This is a genomic window from Clostridium sp. DSM 8431 (assembly GCF_900116755.1).
Lineage (GTDB): Bacteria > Bacillota > Clostridia > Clostridiales > Clostridiaceae > Clostridium.
This window is the reverse complement of record NZ_FPBY01000015.1, coordinates 17,303-33,909: the sequence shown is the minus strand read 5'-3', so window position 1 is coordinate 33,909 and position 16,607 is coordinate 17,303. Positions and strand designations below refer to the sequence as shown.

Sequence of the window (16,607 nt, the reverse complement as noted above, 5' to 3'; positions counted from 1 at the left end):
TTAGAATTTGAATATTTCTGAGCAGAGTCACCAGATTGAGTCCAAGTACCAGAATAAGCAAGAGTAGAAGTAGTGTTGTGATAAGATCCTGCATTAAGTGAATAAAGTAAATCTATACTCTTATCAGTATAATTATAGTAAATCTTATCACCATTTCTATCACTTAACTTAACACAACTAGTGTAACCATTTAAAGCTAACTTACTAACATCATTAGTTGTCTTTAAGTTAACAGTTCCTTGTCCTTTAACAGTTGCATTAATAACAGCTAAAGATCCACTTGAAGCATTTACTGAGCTTCCATTTACTAATGCAATACTTGCCATCCCTTTATTTTTATCAATATTATTTACTAAAGGTTTTTGATCTTTAAATAATGTTCCAGCTGAAATAGAAGTAATATCTATAATTTTTGGATCATAAACAAGATCTAAAGAGCCACCATAGATATTAGAGGCATTAATAGCATTAACTGTAATAGTAATATTTGAACCTACAGTTGTATTACCACTTACGCTATAGCTTATTTGAGGTGTACTTGCTGCAAAAACTTCAGTGGCAGCTACTTCATCTGATTTGCCCATAAAAGTAAATACAGACGTGAAAAATAAAATTACAAGTAGAAAAGTAAAATTATTTTTAAAATATTTTTCTATGCTTTTCACATAAATTCCCCCTTGTTAATAAAAAAAGTTGTATATAAACATATAATTCGCTTACAATTATATATAAAAATGTAATATATTAAAAGAAGTTTTATAATACATAATATTATCTGATTAAGTAAAAGTTGTCTTTAGGTTTTCTGTTAACATAAACTTAAAATATAGTTAGATAAATAGCCACCATTTCAAGAGTCATCCTCAACATAACTTTCATATTATAAATAGAGATTTTCGTAATCTTAAGATTTATTGGAGGATGTTTTATAATGGATGGGTTTGAAGAAAATATAAATATAGAAAATTTAGAGACTCCTATAGAGGATTCTATGAATGAGGAAGAATATAAAAAGGAAACTGATAGTGAGACACAGATTTTTGGAATTAATACAACTATACCTTCACAGAAAATGACTATAATGAATGCAATTAGAGAGGCTCTTATAAATTTACAAACACAAATTGACTTGACAAGTTATGTGTCTTATATAACTACTTCAAAGATAGGAATGAATCTTTACTTTGACACTTTATATGAATATCCAGAACTTTTTTATCCAGACTTAACTATAAGCTGCACTTATTATACAAGTAAAAGTACAGGAAATATAACTAGATACTATTTAAAAGTATCCTATCTTTATAGTTCTTCAGTAATTAATTCTATGAAGGCATCACTTACAGCAAAAGTTAATGAAATAAAGAATAATTATTTATATAATGCTTCTGGAAACTTAGAGAAAGAATATATTATTCATGATTATTTACTAGAAAACTGCACTTATGATACTTCAGGAAATTTACCAACTTCTGCTCATACTTCTTATGCAGTTCTCATTACAGGAAAAGCAGTATGTGATGGATATTCAAAGGCAGCTAAATTATTATTTAATGAGTGTGGAATTGATGCAGGTATTATTACAAGTGATTCAATGAATCATGCATGGAACTATATTAAGATGAATGGATATTATTATTATTTAGATATTACTTGGGATGATCCAGTTCCTGAAACCTATGTAAGTAGATATAGCTATTTTAATAGAAATTCGCAAGAAATGATAAATGGAAATCATACTTGGGTTACAGGAAATTATCCAGTTTCAACAAGTACTGTTTTTAGCTTTTTAAGAAGTTATAGTAAGCTGACAAGATCAAATGATAAATTATATTACTATGATTCAGGGGCAAAGGCTTTGTATGAAATGACTCTTGAAGGTAAAAACAAAACTAATGTAAGGTCTAATTTTACTTTTAATAATAATCTTGAGATTATAGGGCTTAATAATAATTTATATTATGTTAAGCAGGTTTATAATTCCACTGATAAAAAGAATTACAATGCTCTTATTAGTTATAATTTATCAACAAAAGCAGAAGAGACTTTATTTCAAACAGTTGGAAATATTAAAAAGATATATAAGAAAAACTTTAATATAGTTGTTCAATATACAGCTTCACAAAGTACTACAACTGTAAGTGCTACAACTATAGATACTTTAATGAGATATGATACTAATAGAGATGGTGTTTTAAATACAGTAGATGTAGCTAATATTTCATCAAAATATAATAAAAAAGTAGGGGAATCAGGGTATATAGCAGCTTGGGATTTTAATAGTGATGGGATAATAGATATTTATGATATTGTGAAGATAAGTGCAAATTTATAAGTAATGTTTATGCCAGCTGATTTAGTCAGTTGGCATTTTTATATTTTACTTAAAGTGATTTTATATGGATTTAAATTTTTATGATAAACATATCAATAGTATTTTTGTATAGATATTATTTTGGGATAATTTGAATCAAAAAGTAAATTGGAAGGGATTTACAAAATATATTAAAAAAGTTTATGATCTTATGATGAAAAATAGTAACTATGAAATATAGATAAAACTATAAATTAGATGATAAAAAATGCACTAATTAAGTAACATAATAACTTAATTAGTGAATCTTTATCTATATATTGGAATTAATCTATTTTTGTGGTAGATTTGAAGTGAGGGATAAAAAGGGAGTGAAAGTTTATGAAAAAGATTTTAGCACTTTTGACTACTGCTATTTTTATAAGTTCATCTTATTCGTTAAAAGCACAAGCTTTAACGTTAGCTAATAGAACAAAAGAAAAGTATGAAAAAGTTCAAGTGTATGAACCAGTTAAAAGTTATGCAAGTATAGATGAAATACAGGAAGAAAGTATTAAGGATAATGGAAAACACCTTAATGAAAATGATATTAATGCAATTATGGCAAGCAATAAGGAAAAAGAAATTTATGAAAAAATTGTTCCTAAGACTTCTGATGAATTTGAAGTTGCTCTATCTTATGAAGATGGAACTTATGAATTTGTAGATAGTACAAATGACTATGAAGAAGCTGTTACTATGGCAAATTTAGAAAAGAATTCTAAAGATGTTCTTATGGCTAAACAGACAGTTGTTCCAGCAGTTATTAATAATGAAGGTCAGGTTGTTTATGCTACAGAATCAGTAGCACGTGTTTGGAAGAATTACAAAGATGGTGTAATGAGAGAATCTACATCTAATGTTTATACAACTTCAAGTATGAATACTAGCTATACCTATATTCATGATGCTTATTTAAGTGAGCTTCCTATTATTCAGCAAAATAATTCAGAAGTAAAGGTATTAGTAGCAGGATATGAAGGCTGGATGAATACAGATATAAATAGAACAACTGGAGGTTATTCAAACCCTAATAGAGATATTCGTATATGGCCTGTAACTCAAGTTACTAATCCTTGTTATTATACAGTTTCTAATGGAGTTTTAGTACATTATATATCAACAAGTTTAGATGGAGACCCAAGTAGAAATTCTAGACTTACTATTGGAAAAGCACCTTCTTATTTAAAAGAAGGAAAAAAGTATTTAAGCTATGATGGAAACTACTTTTATGAGGGAACTCCTAGTAAGGAGTTTGAGGCTTTAAAAAATATAATGAGAGATCTTCAAGATGAAACTCATAATAGAGCTATTAATAATGGTAATCCATATTATAACTACTATAGCTATCTTCCTTTTAGAAGTAGGACAAGCTATTCGGCAAGTGATTTAGATAGATTCATTAATAATAATGCACCTTATGGCAGTAAACTTATAGGTACAGGACAATATTTTATTAATGCTCAAAACAAGTATGGAGTTAATGCTGCCTTAGCTTTAGGAGTAGCTATTAATGAATCTGCATGGGGAACTTCTAATTATGCAAAAGATAGAAATAATTTATTTGGTCTTAATGCAACTGATGATAATACTAATCAAAATGCTTCATATTTTAGTTCACCAGAAGCATGTATTAATGATTTTGCTAAAGGATGGATTTCTAAAGGTTATGCTAATCCAGGTGACTGGAGAGATTATGGAGGATTTTTAGGAAATAAAAAGTTTGGTGCTAATGTTTATTATGCTTCAGACCCTTACTGGGCAGAGAAAGCAGTAAATTATGCTTTTCAGCTTGATTATGAATTGTCAGGAAGCAATGTGAATGACTTGAAGGATAATGATTACTATCAACTTCTTCTTAATACTTCAACATCATCTGTTTTGAATGAAAATGGCAGTCTTATATATGATGTTTATAATTATGTTACAACAAGAGGAAGTCATATAGGAGCAGTGAGTGCTTTTGAAAAGATGCCAGTTAAAAATATGAATGGACAATTATATTATGCAATTGATAAGGAAACTCCTTTATCAACTGGAGATTATAATTGGAGTTCTAAGGGTTATATACCTATAAACAGCGTTAAGCTTATTAACCAAGGAAAAAATTACTTTGATAATGAAGATGTAAATATGGATACAAAAATTGATACCTTAGATTTAACCAATGTGGCTAAAAATTATAATAAGACTTCAGGATTTAATAGTAGAATAGATATTAATAAAGATGGAATTGTAGATATATATGATCTTGTTAAAATAAGTACTAAAATTTAGGATTTTATTAAATACGGGGTGTAATAAAAATGATAAGAAAGAGAGTAGCTTCTTTTTTGCTTTTAGCTGCTTTATTTTTTCCTAATGAATTAGTTAATGTATATGCAGTTGAAAGTACAGGAGCAAAGCTTGGTGAAAAGTATGAAAAACAAATAGTTATGGCTAATAGTGCAGAAGACACTGAGGATGAATTAAATTTATTTGAAGTTTCTAGTGAAACTGAAGAAGATAGTATTAGTGATAAGACTGAGGAATTACTTATACCTAAGACTAATTCAAATTATGAAGTAGCTCTTGCTTATGAAGATGGTGATTATACTTATGTAGCATCATCAGATAATTATGAGGATGCTGTAAATAAAGCTAATGAAGAAAATGCTAAGATTACATCAATGACTGCTGATACTTTGGTGGTTCCTGTTGTTATTGATACTAAAAAAAAAAGCCTAGCTTATACAACTGAGGGGATAGCTAGATGTATTAAGGAATATAAAGATGGAGAAGCGGACCCTGATTATGATGTATGTAATATGTTTAGTGATAAGGAACTAAACAATCTAGATAGAATTATTAATCAAGATTATTGTAGTGAAATGCCCTTATTAGATTCTACTAAAACTGAAGCTTTAGTATATATTAATGGCTATAAGGGTTGGATGAATAGAGATAAAGATAGATGTGCTGGAAATGAAAATAAAAAGCATAGTTCAGATGTTAGAATTGAGCCTATTAATCAGGTGACTAATCCAAGTTTTTATTGTGTAGGAGAGGATGGATTATTTTATCATTATATTTCAAGTAAGATGGATGCTACTGAAGTAGATATAAATACAGATGAAGCAAAAAAAATTGGTAATCCTCCTAGTGGACTAAAAAAGGGAATTAAGTATTTAAGTTATGATGGTCAATATTTTTATAGTACTGAAGAAAGAGGAATATCTAAAACCTTAGCTATACTGACTGATGACTTAAAAGCTGGTAACTTTAATAATGCAGTTAATTCTACCCCATATTATAATTATTATTTATATCTTCCTTTTAGAAGTAGGACAAACTATACTGCTGAAGAATTAAACAAATATATAGATTATTATATAAGTGCTATGACAAGTCCTTCTTGCGATTATAGTAATAGTAAGCTTAAGGGAATTGGTGAAATATTAATTGAAAATCAAAATAAGTATGGTGTTAATGCTCTTTTAACTTTATCAATTGCTATTAATGAATCTAGAGGAGGTACATCAGATTTAGCATTAACTAAGAATAATTTATTTGGTCTAAATGCCATAGATTATGATACTACTGAAAATGCTAGTTCCTTTGATTCTGTAGAAGATTGTATTGAAACTTTCTGCAAAGATTATATTTCAAGGTGCTATGCTAATTATAATAATTATGTTTTTTATGGAAATTTCTTGGGGAATAAGGGTTATGGAGCTAATGTAAAATATGCAGCAGATCCATACTGGGCAGATAAAGCTGCAAATAACGCATGTAAAATAGAAAATTATCTTAGCAATAAGAAATTCTCAGAAGCTAAGGATTATGACTATTATCAGCTTTTTAAATATAATAAAGAAGATGATATTAAAGATGTAAATGGAAATGTTAAATGTCATGTTAATAATGAGTTTATTTCTAGAAGTGGCGAATTTGTAGGGTCTATAGGTTTGATGTTATGTAATGATAGTTTAGATGTAGATGGAGATAAGTATAATGAAATTGCTCTTGATATGGCACTAGATGATGAAAGCAAAAATGATGGTTCTTATAATTGGAATAGAAAAGGATATATTAATGCTACTTCTATTGAAAAGATTAATGATGGAAAAACAAATAAAGATAAAGTTGATTTAGATAAAGACGGAGATATAGATGCAGAAGATTTGTCTATGGCAGCTTTTTATTATAATAATTCTGGAAAAAATCTAAATTATATGTATGATACTAATGATGATGGAATAGTAGATATATATGACTTAGTTATGATATCTTCAAGGTTATAAATTAGAAGAGGGGTTTTTAATGAAAAAAATTTTAAAATTAGTAACAATGGTTATGGCCTTTTCTGTAGCAATTGTTGGGTTTAAAATTAGTGGGGAGAAAGCATATGCTTATGAGACTAATGATATTTTAGTAGATGTTAATTTTGAAAGTGAAAATGATGGTAATTTTAAGGCTGGCGATGATGTTATTATAAAGCTTAAACTTAACAATACACAAAATTTATATGCAGCATCTTTTAAATACACATATGATCCTAATATTTTGCAAGTGGATTCTATAGAGGCCTCAAAAGATATAAGTTCAGCTTCAATTTATGAATCTTATAATGAAACTAATAAGAATGGAAATATAGCAAGATATTGTTTTACTTTCTTAGGGGATGAGAAAGGCTTAAACGGTAATCATGATTTTGTGACTATTAAGGGAAAAGCTAAAACTGATGGAAAGATAAACATAAATACGGATAATATAAAGTTTGAACTTGTTAGAAGAGATAGGGACAACATGGTAAAAGATAATTTTTACATTGATGATGGTGATGACAATGTATATAAAGTAACTGAGGTTAAAGATTCCTCAGGAAAAGAAACAGGAGAAAGTAAAGCAGAACTTGTACAGACTGCTACTGATAATAAAAAAGAAAAAGTTAACTTAGAAGAAGAGGCTAATCTTGAAAATGTTACTTCTCCTGAAGCTCAAGAAACTTCAAAAGATAACTCAAGTAATGAGGCTTCAGAGTCAAAAGATGAAGAGCCTTCTAGTAAAGACAAGGAACCAGCCGATGAAAATAGTAGTGATGAAGATAAAGAAGATGTTCCAATCTCAAAAGATTCTAATAAGGCTTTAATTTTGGTAGCTATAATAGCCGTAGCAGGAGGAATAATTTTATTATCAAAATTGGCTGAGAAAAAATTAAAATCACAAGGATAGGTATGATATTCCTTGTTCTATTAAGCTCGAAGGAAAAATTATGTTAATATCCTTCGAGTTTTCTTTGTGATAAATTAAGTAAACTAGAGGGAGAAACAAGTATTTTTTTACTTATTGAAATAAATAATGCGAATATAGTAGAATATATGGGAAGGCGGTGTTGAAATAATGAAAAAAATAATGGTGAGAGTATTAGTGGCCATATTAATAGTACTTTCGATTATTGGTATAGCAGGCTTTGCTGCATATAAAAAGATTAACAAGACAGAAGTAGTAGATTTAAACATGAATGAAGAAGAGTTAAATGTATCACAAGAAACTGCACAAAAGAGTAAGGAGAAAAAGATAACTAACATACTTCTTTTAGGTGTAGATAAAGATGAAAATGCATCAGATGCAATTATGGTTTTATCAATAGATGAAAATAATAAAAATGCAAAATTAACCTCATTAATGAGAGATATGTATGTGAATTTTGGAGAAGGAAAAGCTAATAAAATAAACTATGCATATCATTATGGAGGAGTACCTCTATCAATATCCACAATAAATGAAATTTTCAATCTTGATATAACAAAATATGCAAAGGTTGATTTTAATGGATTTATGAACATTGTTGATTCATTAGGAGGTTATGAAGTAGATATAACAGAAGCAGAAAGAAAAGAAATTAATTATAAGCTTGGTTATGAGGGCGTAAAAACAGCAGGAAAAGTTAAGCTTACTGGTGAACAAACAGCTGCTTATGCAAGAATAAGACGTATAGATAGCGATTATCAAAGAACAGAAAGACAAAGAGAAATAATGTTTGATATTCTAAATAAGATAAAGGCTAGACCAGTTTCAGAATATCCAGATCTTATAGCTAAGTTATCTTCTAATGTTGAAACTAATTTATCAACAATGGAAGCTTTAGAACTAGGTAATTATCTTGTTGGCGTAGGAAATAATGATATAGAACAATTTAGACTTCCTATAGACGGAACAGCTACAGATTTTACAAGTGGTGTATATCACTTAAACTGGGATAAGGAAAAGAACCTTACTGCTTTACATGAATTTATTTATGGAGAGTAAGAATTTAAATAAGATGCAATTTGAGATTGCATCTTATTTTTATGTCTAAAGCGTAACTATTTTTTTGTTATAAGAAATTAAAAATCTTTCTATAAGGGTGCTTTAATAAATAAATGTTGCTAAAGTTTAGAAAGTTATATTCATGTCAATAATCTATCTGAGGTGACTAGAAATGATTAAGATGGATATTGATTATAATGAATTAAAAGAACATGCTAATTCTCTATTAAAGAAGGATATTTATACAAAAAGAAAAATGGATGTATGTCCACATTGTAAATCAAACATGTACATAAAGTATGGAAAGTTTAATGGAATTCAACGTTTTAGATGTAAAGAATGCAAAAAAACTTTTTCCTTAGTAACTAATTCTGTTTGGAGTTATTCTAAAAAGAAACCATCTGAATGGTTTAAGTTTTGTGAGCTTATTTTGGAGAAAAAAGTATTAAGAGAGTGTGCAAAGATTTTAAATATAAATATTAATACAGCCTTTGCATGGAGACACAAGGTTTTAGAAGCTCTTAGAAAAATTCAAAATGAGACCATATTAAAAGGCAATATTCATATGACTAAAACTTCTGTGAAAGAGAATTTTAAAGGAAATAAAAAAATAGAAACAGATAGAAGGGAAAAGATAATAGTTGTATCTGCAAATGGTGATATGGATACAATGCTTTCAATTCCACTATGCAGGAGAGTATGGAATTTTAAGGAATTTGAGCTAAAGGTTGTACCTAGAATTAGCGAAGGCTCTAATATTATACCTTATGTGGATAGGTATATATATTTGGCTGCTAAGAAATATGGGGCAGATCCAGATAAGGATATACCGGCTGATAATGAGCTTATGAAAAATTTTAGACTTATTTATAAAAATTGGTTTAAAAAATTTAATGGTGTTGCAACTAAATATCTGGTACACTATCTTTCTTGGTTTGTAATGTTCTGCAGAGAAAAAATATTTAATGATATAGAATTTTTATATGAATTAATCTAAGAGGTAAGGTGGTAATTCTATTTTTTATGATTTATATACTACGTAAATTACAACAACATTTATTTATGAAAGACCACTATATATGAAAAGTCAATTTCTATTGAATATTATTTTGCAAATTAAAAAAGAAAGCATAAGATTTTGGATATCCTATGCTTTAAGTTTTTATAGTACAAATTTTTCAATTGCCTTTGCTACTCCAGAGTTTTCATTTGTATCTGTTATATAATCAGCATTTTCTTTTACTAAATCTGAACCATTTCCCATTGCAACTCCTAGACCAGCATAAGTTATCATAGAAAGATCATTTTCGTTGTCTCCAAAGCATATGACTTCTTTTTGATCTATATTTAATATAGAAGCTAATTCTTTAACAGCCCTTCCTTTTGAAACACCCTTTTTCATTATTTCAAAGTTATTAGGACCAGAGCTTACAACTTCAAAGGAACCTAAAGATTTAATTTCTTCTTTAACTCTAAATAAATTCTTGTGATTGTTTACATCGTTTTCAATGCAGATAACTTTTGAGATATGGCCATCATACTTTTTAAATGCTGATTCAATATCTTTTCCAATACAAAATTGTATTTTGTTATTTAAAGCTAGAACTTTATTATTTGCTATGTAAGGATGATTTTTTGGAAGAGGTTTTTCTGAAATGGCAGCATTATATGTATAGAAAATTGAAGATAGGTTATTTCTTTTCAATATATCATGAATTTCCAATATTTCAGAGTTTGTAAAGTTAGATGAAAAAATACATTTATCATTATCTGGCTCTCGAATATAAGCTCCATTTGAAGCGATTATAGGTACCTTGAAGCCTAAAAGGTCAGAATAAGCTTTGGCAGATGCAAATATTCTTCCTGTTGTAAGAGCAATAGTAATACCTTTGTCATAAGCTGCCTTAAGAGCAGTTTTATTTTCAGCAGTTATTTCATGATTATTATTAAGTAAAGTACCATCCATGTCAGTACAAATTAATTTATATTTCATACTTTTTTCCTCCTTAAGTGATATAATATTGTTGTTACATTAAAATTTGTTTTTATATATTTTATTGTAGCACAGGAGTGTAAATTATTATGTAAATTTTATAAAGGAAAGAAGGAAAATGAAAAAAGTAATCAGTATTATGCTGTGTGTACTTTGGATGGGGTTTATATTTTATAATTCCTCTCAGAGTGGAACAGCTTCCAACAATTTTACGAATAAGATAGTTGATAAAATAATTAATGTCTCTGAAAAGGTTCAGGAAAAAGGCACTGATAATGTAAAGGTATATGCATCACCTGAAAGTTCAAATAATTCAAATGTTAGTTTAAAGTCTCTTTCATCTGATACATTAGTTGGTTCTATAAAAAGCAGCATAAAGACTAAAGATAAGACTGCATTAAATGTAGAATTAAGAAAAATAGGACATGCTCTTGAATTTTTAGTTTTGGCAGTATTACTTTGTAATGTATTTTTTACATTTGGCTTCCAAGGTTCTAGAGTAATAATATATATATTATTTATTGTTTTATTTTATGCAGTGACAGATGAGTTCCATCAAATATATGTTGTTGGAAGAGGATCTAGTGTGAGAGATGTTTTAATTGACTTTTTCGGAGGAATTTTAGGGCTAATTGGATATTATGTTACGTACTATTCTGTGAAAAAAATAAGAAAAACTAAATAAAAATGTTTATATAATCCTATAATCTTCATATAAATAATAGAAATTAAATACTAAATGTATAGGGGGACTCTATATGGCAGTTTTAATTACAGGAGGATTGGGTTATATAGGAAGTCATACAGCTGTTGAATTATTAAATAAAGGAAGAGATATTGTAATAATTGATGATTTATATAATAGTAAGATAGTTGTAAAAAACAGAATAGAAGAGATAACAGGTAGAGAGGTTAAATTTTATAATATAGATTTATTAGATATTGAAAAAGTGGAAAAAGTGTTCCAAGAAAATTATATAGATTCAGTTATACACTTTGCAGCTTATAAGGCAGTGGGTGAATCTACACGTGAACCATTAAAATATTATTATAATAATATGACAAGTATGTTTAGTGTTTTAAAAACTATGAAAAAGTATAAGGTAAATGATTTTATATTTAGTTCATCTGCAACAGTTTATGGTATGAATAATATTATGCCTGTTAAAGAATATTTTCCATTATCAGTTACTAATCCATATGGTAGAACTAAGCTTATGGGTGAAGAGGTGCTTAGAGATTTATATAATTCAGATAATTCTTGGAATATCGGTATACTTAGATATTTTAATCCAGTAGGAGCACATGAAAGTGGACTCATAGGTGAAGATCCAAATGGAATTCCAAGTAATATAATGCCATATATAAGTAAAGTTGCAGTAGGAGAACTTAAGGTTGTAAGCGTATTTGGAGATGATTATGACACTCCAGATGGAACTGGTGTAAGAGATTATATTCATGTTGTGGATATAGCAAAAGGACATATAGCTGTTCTTGATAAGCTTAAGAAAAAACCAGGACTTGTAACTTATAATCTTGGAACAGGTAAAGGATACAGTGTATTAGAACTTATAAGAGCCTTTTCAAAGGCTTCAGGAATAGATATACCTTACAAAATAGTTGGAAGACGTGAAGGGGATGTAGCTAAGTGTTATTCAGATCCTAATAAGGCTAATAAAGAGCTTGGATGGTTTGCAAAAAAAGTCATAGAAGAGATGTGTAAAGACTCTTGGAATTGGCAAAAAAATAATCCAAAAGGATATATCTAATATATTTGACAATAACTAATATTAATAATAATATTAATAAGAATGAGAAACTATATAAATATGTAAAAAAGTTTATATATTAAGATGTAAGGAGAGCGAAGAAAGATGGGAAACTTTAATTTTATTGAAACAAAGATTAAAGACGTATATATTATAGAACCAAAAGTATTTGGTGATAATAGAGGATACTTTATGGAAACTTATAACAAGGAACAATTTGATGAAGCAGGACTTACAATGACATTTGTTCAAGATAATGAATCTAAGTCAAGCAAAGGTGTTTTAAGAGGACTTCATTTCCAAACTCAACATACTCAAGGAAAGCTTGTTAGAGTTACAGAAGGTAAAGTTTTTGACGTAGCAGTAGATTTAAGAAAAGGTTCTCCAACTTATGGTGAGTGGGAAGGTGTTATTCTTAGCGATGAAAATAAGAGACAATTCTACATACCAGAAGGGTTTGCACATGGATTTTTAGTATTATCTGATAAGGCAGTATTTAATTATAAATGTACTGACTTCTACGATCCAGAACATGATGGAGGAGTTATGTGGAATGACCCTGATATTGGAATAGAATGGCCATTAGAAGGAATAGATGAAATATTATTATCAGAAAAAGATAAGAATCACAAAGGTTTAAAGGAATTAAATGTTCCATTTGAATATAAATAAAGGAGATTATATTTTATGAAAACATATTTAGTAACAGGCGGAGCTGGCTTTATAGGCTCAAACTTTGTTTTATACATGCTAAACAAATATAACGATGTAAAGATAGTTAACCTTGATGCATTAACTTATGCAGGTAACTTAGAAAATTTAAAAGATGTAGAAGGAAATCCAAATCACGTATTTGTTCAAGGTAATATATGCGATCATGATTTAGTTACAAAATTATTCAAGGAACATAACTTTGATTATGTAGTAAACTTTGCTGCAGAATCACATGTTGATAGAAGTATAAGAGAACCTGAAATATTTGCTAAGACAAATGTTATGGGAACTGTTAACCTTTTAAACTGTGCAAAAGATGCATGGTATACAGAAGAAAACGGATGGAGAGAAGGTGTTAAGTACCTTCAAGTTTCAACTGATGAAGTTTATGGTTCATTAGGAGAAACAGGATACTTTATGGAAACTACTCCACTAGATCCTCATAGTCCATACTCAGCAAGTAAGGCATCATCAGACTTTATGGTAAAGGCATATGGAGATACTTTCAAAATGCCAATTAACATAACAAGATGTTCAAATAACTATGGTCCTTACCAATTCCCAGAAAAATTAATACCATTATTAATAAACAACTGTTTAGCTCATAGAGATTTACCAGTTTATGGTGATGGATTAAACGTAAGAGACTGGTTATTTGTTGAAGACCACTGTAAGGCAATAGATATGGTTGTAAGACAAGGTGTTCTTGGTGAAGTTTACAATGTTGGTGGACACAACGAAAGAACTAATATTCAAATAGTTAAGAAAGTTATATCATATATAAATGAAAATGTAGATAAGGAAGTTACTGAAAACTTAATTAAATACGTAGAAGACAGAAAAGGTCATGATAGAAGATATGGTATAGCACCAGATAAGATAAAGGCAGATTTAGGATGGTATCCAGAAACTACTTTTGAAGTTGGTATAGAAAAGACTATAAAATGGTACTTAGATCACAAAGAATGGATGGAAAATGTAACATCAGGTGATTATCAAAAGTACTATGACAAAATGTACAAATAAAAATAGTTAAATAGATTTTTGATTAAAAATGTTATGACTGTGTAATATTTATATATAGCACAGCCATAACATTTTATAAGGATATAGGAGAAAATTATATATGGGAGTTTCAGTAGTAATCCCTAATTATAATGGGAAGAAGTTTTTAGAAGCTTGTATAAATAGTCTTATTAATCAAACTTTACAGCCACAAGAAATTATTATAGTTGATAATGCTTCTAAGGATGGAAGTATAGAATATATAGAAGATAATTTTAAAGATAAGGTCACTTTAATATGTTTAGACAAAAATTATGGATTTAGTAAGGCAGTAAATGAAGGAATAAAGAGAAGCAAATCAGAATTTACTGTTCTATTAAACAATGATACTGAACAGGATGAAAGATGGCTTGAAGAATTAGTAAAGTGCATAAAAAAGGATGAGAAAATTTTCTCATGCTGTAGTCAAATGCTAAGATTTACTGAAAGAGATATTATCGATGATGCTGGTGATGAATATACAATAATGGGATGGGGAAATAAAATAGGAGATGGTAAACCTGCTTCAGAGTATGATGAAGATAGGGAAGTTTTTTCTTCATGTGCAGGAGCTGCTATCTATAGAACCAAGATATTTGAAGAGATTGGATTATTCGATGAAGATTTTTTTGCTTATTTAGAAGATATGGATATATCTTTAAGAGCTAGAGTGTATGGATATAAGAATTATTATGCTTCAAAAGCAAAAGTATATCATATAGGAAGTGCTACAAGCGGCAGTAGACATAATTCTTTCAAAGTTAAGCTTGCAGCTAGAAATAATATATATTTGATTTACAAAAACATGCCTAATCTCCAAATTGTAATTAATTTTATCTTTATTTTTATGGGGATAATTATTAAGTGGGTATATTTCTGCTTAAAAGGCTTTGGTAGAGATTATATAAAAGGTGTTTTTGAAGGTTTAAGAAATAAGAAAAAAATAAACAGAATAAAATTAAAAAACAATCTGTTTAATTATATAGATATAGAGAAAAAAATATTAAAAAACACATTAAACCTTTTAAAGTGAGGGTAGAATATGATAAAGCAGAATCAGAAATTAATTAATAATGCAATTGTCTTGCTAGATGCAGTTGTTATGGTATTTTCATTTCTATTAACATGGTATATCAGAATTCACAGTGGAATTATGAATATAGAAGGGGGATTATTAAGCTTTAGAGCTTACTTAATTCCAGTTATAATTATGATTCCAGTGTATATTTTACTATACAATTTTAAGAGATTATACAATACAGAAAGAACTGTTTTTATTAGTAATGAAATTGTTAATATTATTACTGCTAATGTATTAGGAATATTGGTGTTTACTGGACTTTTATTCTTAACAAAGCAGATAGATTATTCAAGAGCTGTTCTTATTATATTCTTTTTTGTATGCACAATTTTTACAAGCATAGAAAGAATAATAATTAGAACCTTTATGAGAAGAGCCAGAAAAAAAGGCTTAAATGTAAAGTACACAGTTTTTGTTGGATATAGTGAAGGAACAGATAAATTCTTTAAACTAATTAAGGAAAATAAGCATTGGGGATATAACGTCCTTGGAATATTTGATGACTCTAATACAAAGCTAGAGGGAATGGCGTACTTAGGAAATTTGTCTGAATTAGATGAATATTTAAGTGAAAATAGGGATGTAGATGAAATAATTATTACCCTGGAAATGAGAGAATACGACAAAATTAAAAATATAATTGCTATATGCGAAAAACTTGGTGTAAGAGCTCAGATAATACCAGGATATTATAAGTATCTTCCTGCTAAACCTTATGTGGAAGAGATTGGTGGTATGCCATTAATTAATATGAGATATATACCTTTAGATAATATATTAAATAGATTTATCAAAAGAAGTATAGACATAATAGGATCATTAATAGCTATAATTATTTTCTCACCAATAATGTTAATAGTTGCTGTACTTGTTAAAACAACATCTAAGGGACCATTAATATTTAAACAGGAAAGAGTGGGACTTAATAGAAAACCATTTACAATGTATAAGTTTAGAAGTATGAGAGTTCAAGATCCAAATGAAGAAAAGAAGGATTGGACTGTAAAGAATGATCCAAGAAAGACCAAGATTGGTACATTCATTAGAAAAACTAGTATAGATGAATTACCTCAATTTTTTAATGTATTAAAAGGTGATATGAGTCTTATAGGACCAAGACCAGAAAGACCTTATTATGTAGAAAAGTTTAAAGATGAAATACCTAAATATATGGTAAAACATCAAGTAAGACCAGGAATCACAGGATGGGCTCAAGTTAATGGTTGGAGAGGCGATACTTCAATAGAAAAGAGAATTGAATGTGATATCTATTATATAGAAAACTGGAGTTTAACATTAGATATAAAAATTATATTTTTAACATTTTTTAATGGTTTTATTAACAGTAATGCATATTAATGG

At 28.5% G+C, this 16,607-nt stretch carries 14 protein-coding genes; 12 read left to right on the top strand and 2 right to left on the bottom strand.

Annotated elements, in window-relative coordinates; all coding sequences use genetic code 11:
* Nucleotides 1–665, bottom strand: a 665-nt coding sequence (locus BM384_RS02810; protein WP_242945940.1) for a cohesin domain-containing protein, incomplete at its 3' end; no start/stop codon positions are given.
* 266 nt (nt 666–931) lie between these two features.
* Here BM384_RS02810 and BM384_RS02805 point away from each other — a divergent pair.
* The 6 genes from BM384_RS02805 (at nt 932) to BM384_RS02780 (ending at nt 9,641) form a co-directional block, all read left to right on the top strand.
* The gene (locus BM384_RS02805; RefSeq protein WP_090010826.1) at nt 932–2,335 is read left to right on the top strand and encodes a transglutaminase domain-containing protein; all 1,404 of its coding nucleotides are present in this window, start codon (nt 932–934) and stop codon (nt 2,333–2,335) included.
* A 360-nt stretch (nt 2,336–2,695) separates the two neighbouring features.
* The gene (locus BM384_RS02800) at nt 2,696–4,630 is read left to right on the top strand and encodes a glucosaminidase domain-containing protein (protein ID WP_090010823.1); all 1,935 of its coding nucleotides are present in this window, start codon (nt 2,696–2,698) and stop codon (nt 4,628–4,630) included.
* 29 nt (nt 4,631–4,659) lie between these two features.
* Nucleotides 4,660–6,636 (top strand): glucosaminidase domain-containing protein, encoded by a 1,977-nt coding sequence (locus BM384_RS02795; RefSeq protein ID WP_090010821.1) that lies wholly within the window; start codon nt 4,660–4,662, stop codon nt 6,634–6,636.
* A 19-nt stretch (nt 6,637–6,655) separates the two neighbouring features.
* Complete coding sequence (locus BM384_RS02790) at nt 6,656–7,567, top strand: cohesin domain-containing protein (protein ID WP_090010817.1); 912 nt, start codon at nt 6,656–6,658, stop codon at nt 7,565–7,567.
* Between the two features lie 168 nt (nt 7,568–7,735).
* Entirely contained in the window at nt 7,736–8,644 is a 909-nt protein-coding gene (locus BM384_RS02785) for an LCP family protein (protein ID WP_090010815.1), read from the top strand.
* Nucleotides 8,645–8,816: 172 nt separating this feature from the next.
* Complete coding sequence (locus BM384_RS02780; protein ID WP_090010812.1) at nt 8,817–9,641, top strand: IS1/IS1595 family N-terminal zinc-binding domain-containing protein; 825 nt, start codon at nt 8,817–8,819, stop codon at nt 9,639–9,641.
* Nucleotides 9,642–9,806: 165 nt separating this feature from the next.
* Here BM384_RS02780 and BM384_RS02775 read toward each other — a convergent pair whose 3' ends face one another.
* Nucleotides 9,807–10,637 (bottom strand): Cof-type HAD-IIB family hydrolase, encoded by an 831-nt coding sequence (locus BM384_RS02775; protein WP_090010809.1) that lies wholly within the window; start codon nt 10,635–10,637, stop codon nt 9,807–9,809.
* A 118-nt stretch (nt 10,638–10,755) separates the two neighbouring features.
* Here BM384_RS02775 and BM384_RS02770 point away from each other — a divergent pair, with 118 nt between their 5' ends.
* The 6 genes from BM384_RS02770 (at nt 10,756) to BM384_RS02745 (ending at nt 16,604) form a co-directional block, all read left to right on the top strand.
* The gene (locus BM384_RS02770) at nt 10,756–11,322 is read left to right on the top strand and encodes a VanZ family protein (RefSeq protein ID WP_090010806.1); all 567 of its coding nucleotides are present in this window, start codon (nt 10,756–10,758) and stop codon (nt 11,320–11,322) included.
* A gap of 73 nt (nt 11,323–11,395) precedes the next feature.
* Nucleotides 11,396–12,406 (top strand): UDP-glucose 4-epimerase GalE, encoded by a 1,011-nt coding sequence (gene galE, locus BM384_RS02765; protein ID WP_090010803.1) that lies wholly within the window; start codon nt 11,396–11,398, stop codon nt 12,404–12,406.
* 105 nt (nt 12,407–12,511) lie between these two features.
* Complete coding sequence (gene rfbC, locus BM384_RS02760) at nt 12,512–13,078, top strand: dTDP-4-dehydrorhamnose 3,5-epimerase (RefSeq protein ID WP_090010800.1); 567 nt, start codon at nt 12,512–12,514, stop codon at nt 13,076–13,078.
* Between the two features lie 15 nt (nt 13,079–13,093).
* A complete protein-coding gene (rfbB, locus tag BM384_RS02755) occupies nt 13,094–14,146 on the top strand; it encodes a dTDP-glucose 4,6-dehydratase (RefSeq protein WP_090010796.1) in 1,053 nt (350 codons plus the stop codon).
* A gap of 100 nt (nt 14,147–14,246) precedes the next feature.
* The gene (locus tag BM384_RS02750; protein ID WP_090010792.1) at nt 14,247–15,197 is read left to right on the top strand and encodes a glycosyltransferase family 2 protein; all 951 of its coding nucleotides are present in this window, start codon (nt 14,247–14,249) and stop codon (nt 15,195–15,197) included.
* 9 nt (nt 15,198–15,206) lie between these two features.
* On the top strand, nt 15,207–16,604 hold the full coding sequence (locus BM384_RS02745) for an undecaprenyl-phosphate glucose phosphotransferase (RefSeq protein WP_090010789.1): 1,398 nt from the start codon (nt 15,207–15,209) through the stop codon (nt 16,602–16,604).
* Nucleotides 16,605–16,607: the final 3 nt, after the last annotated feature.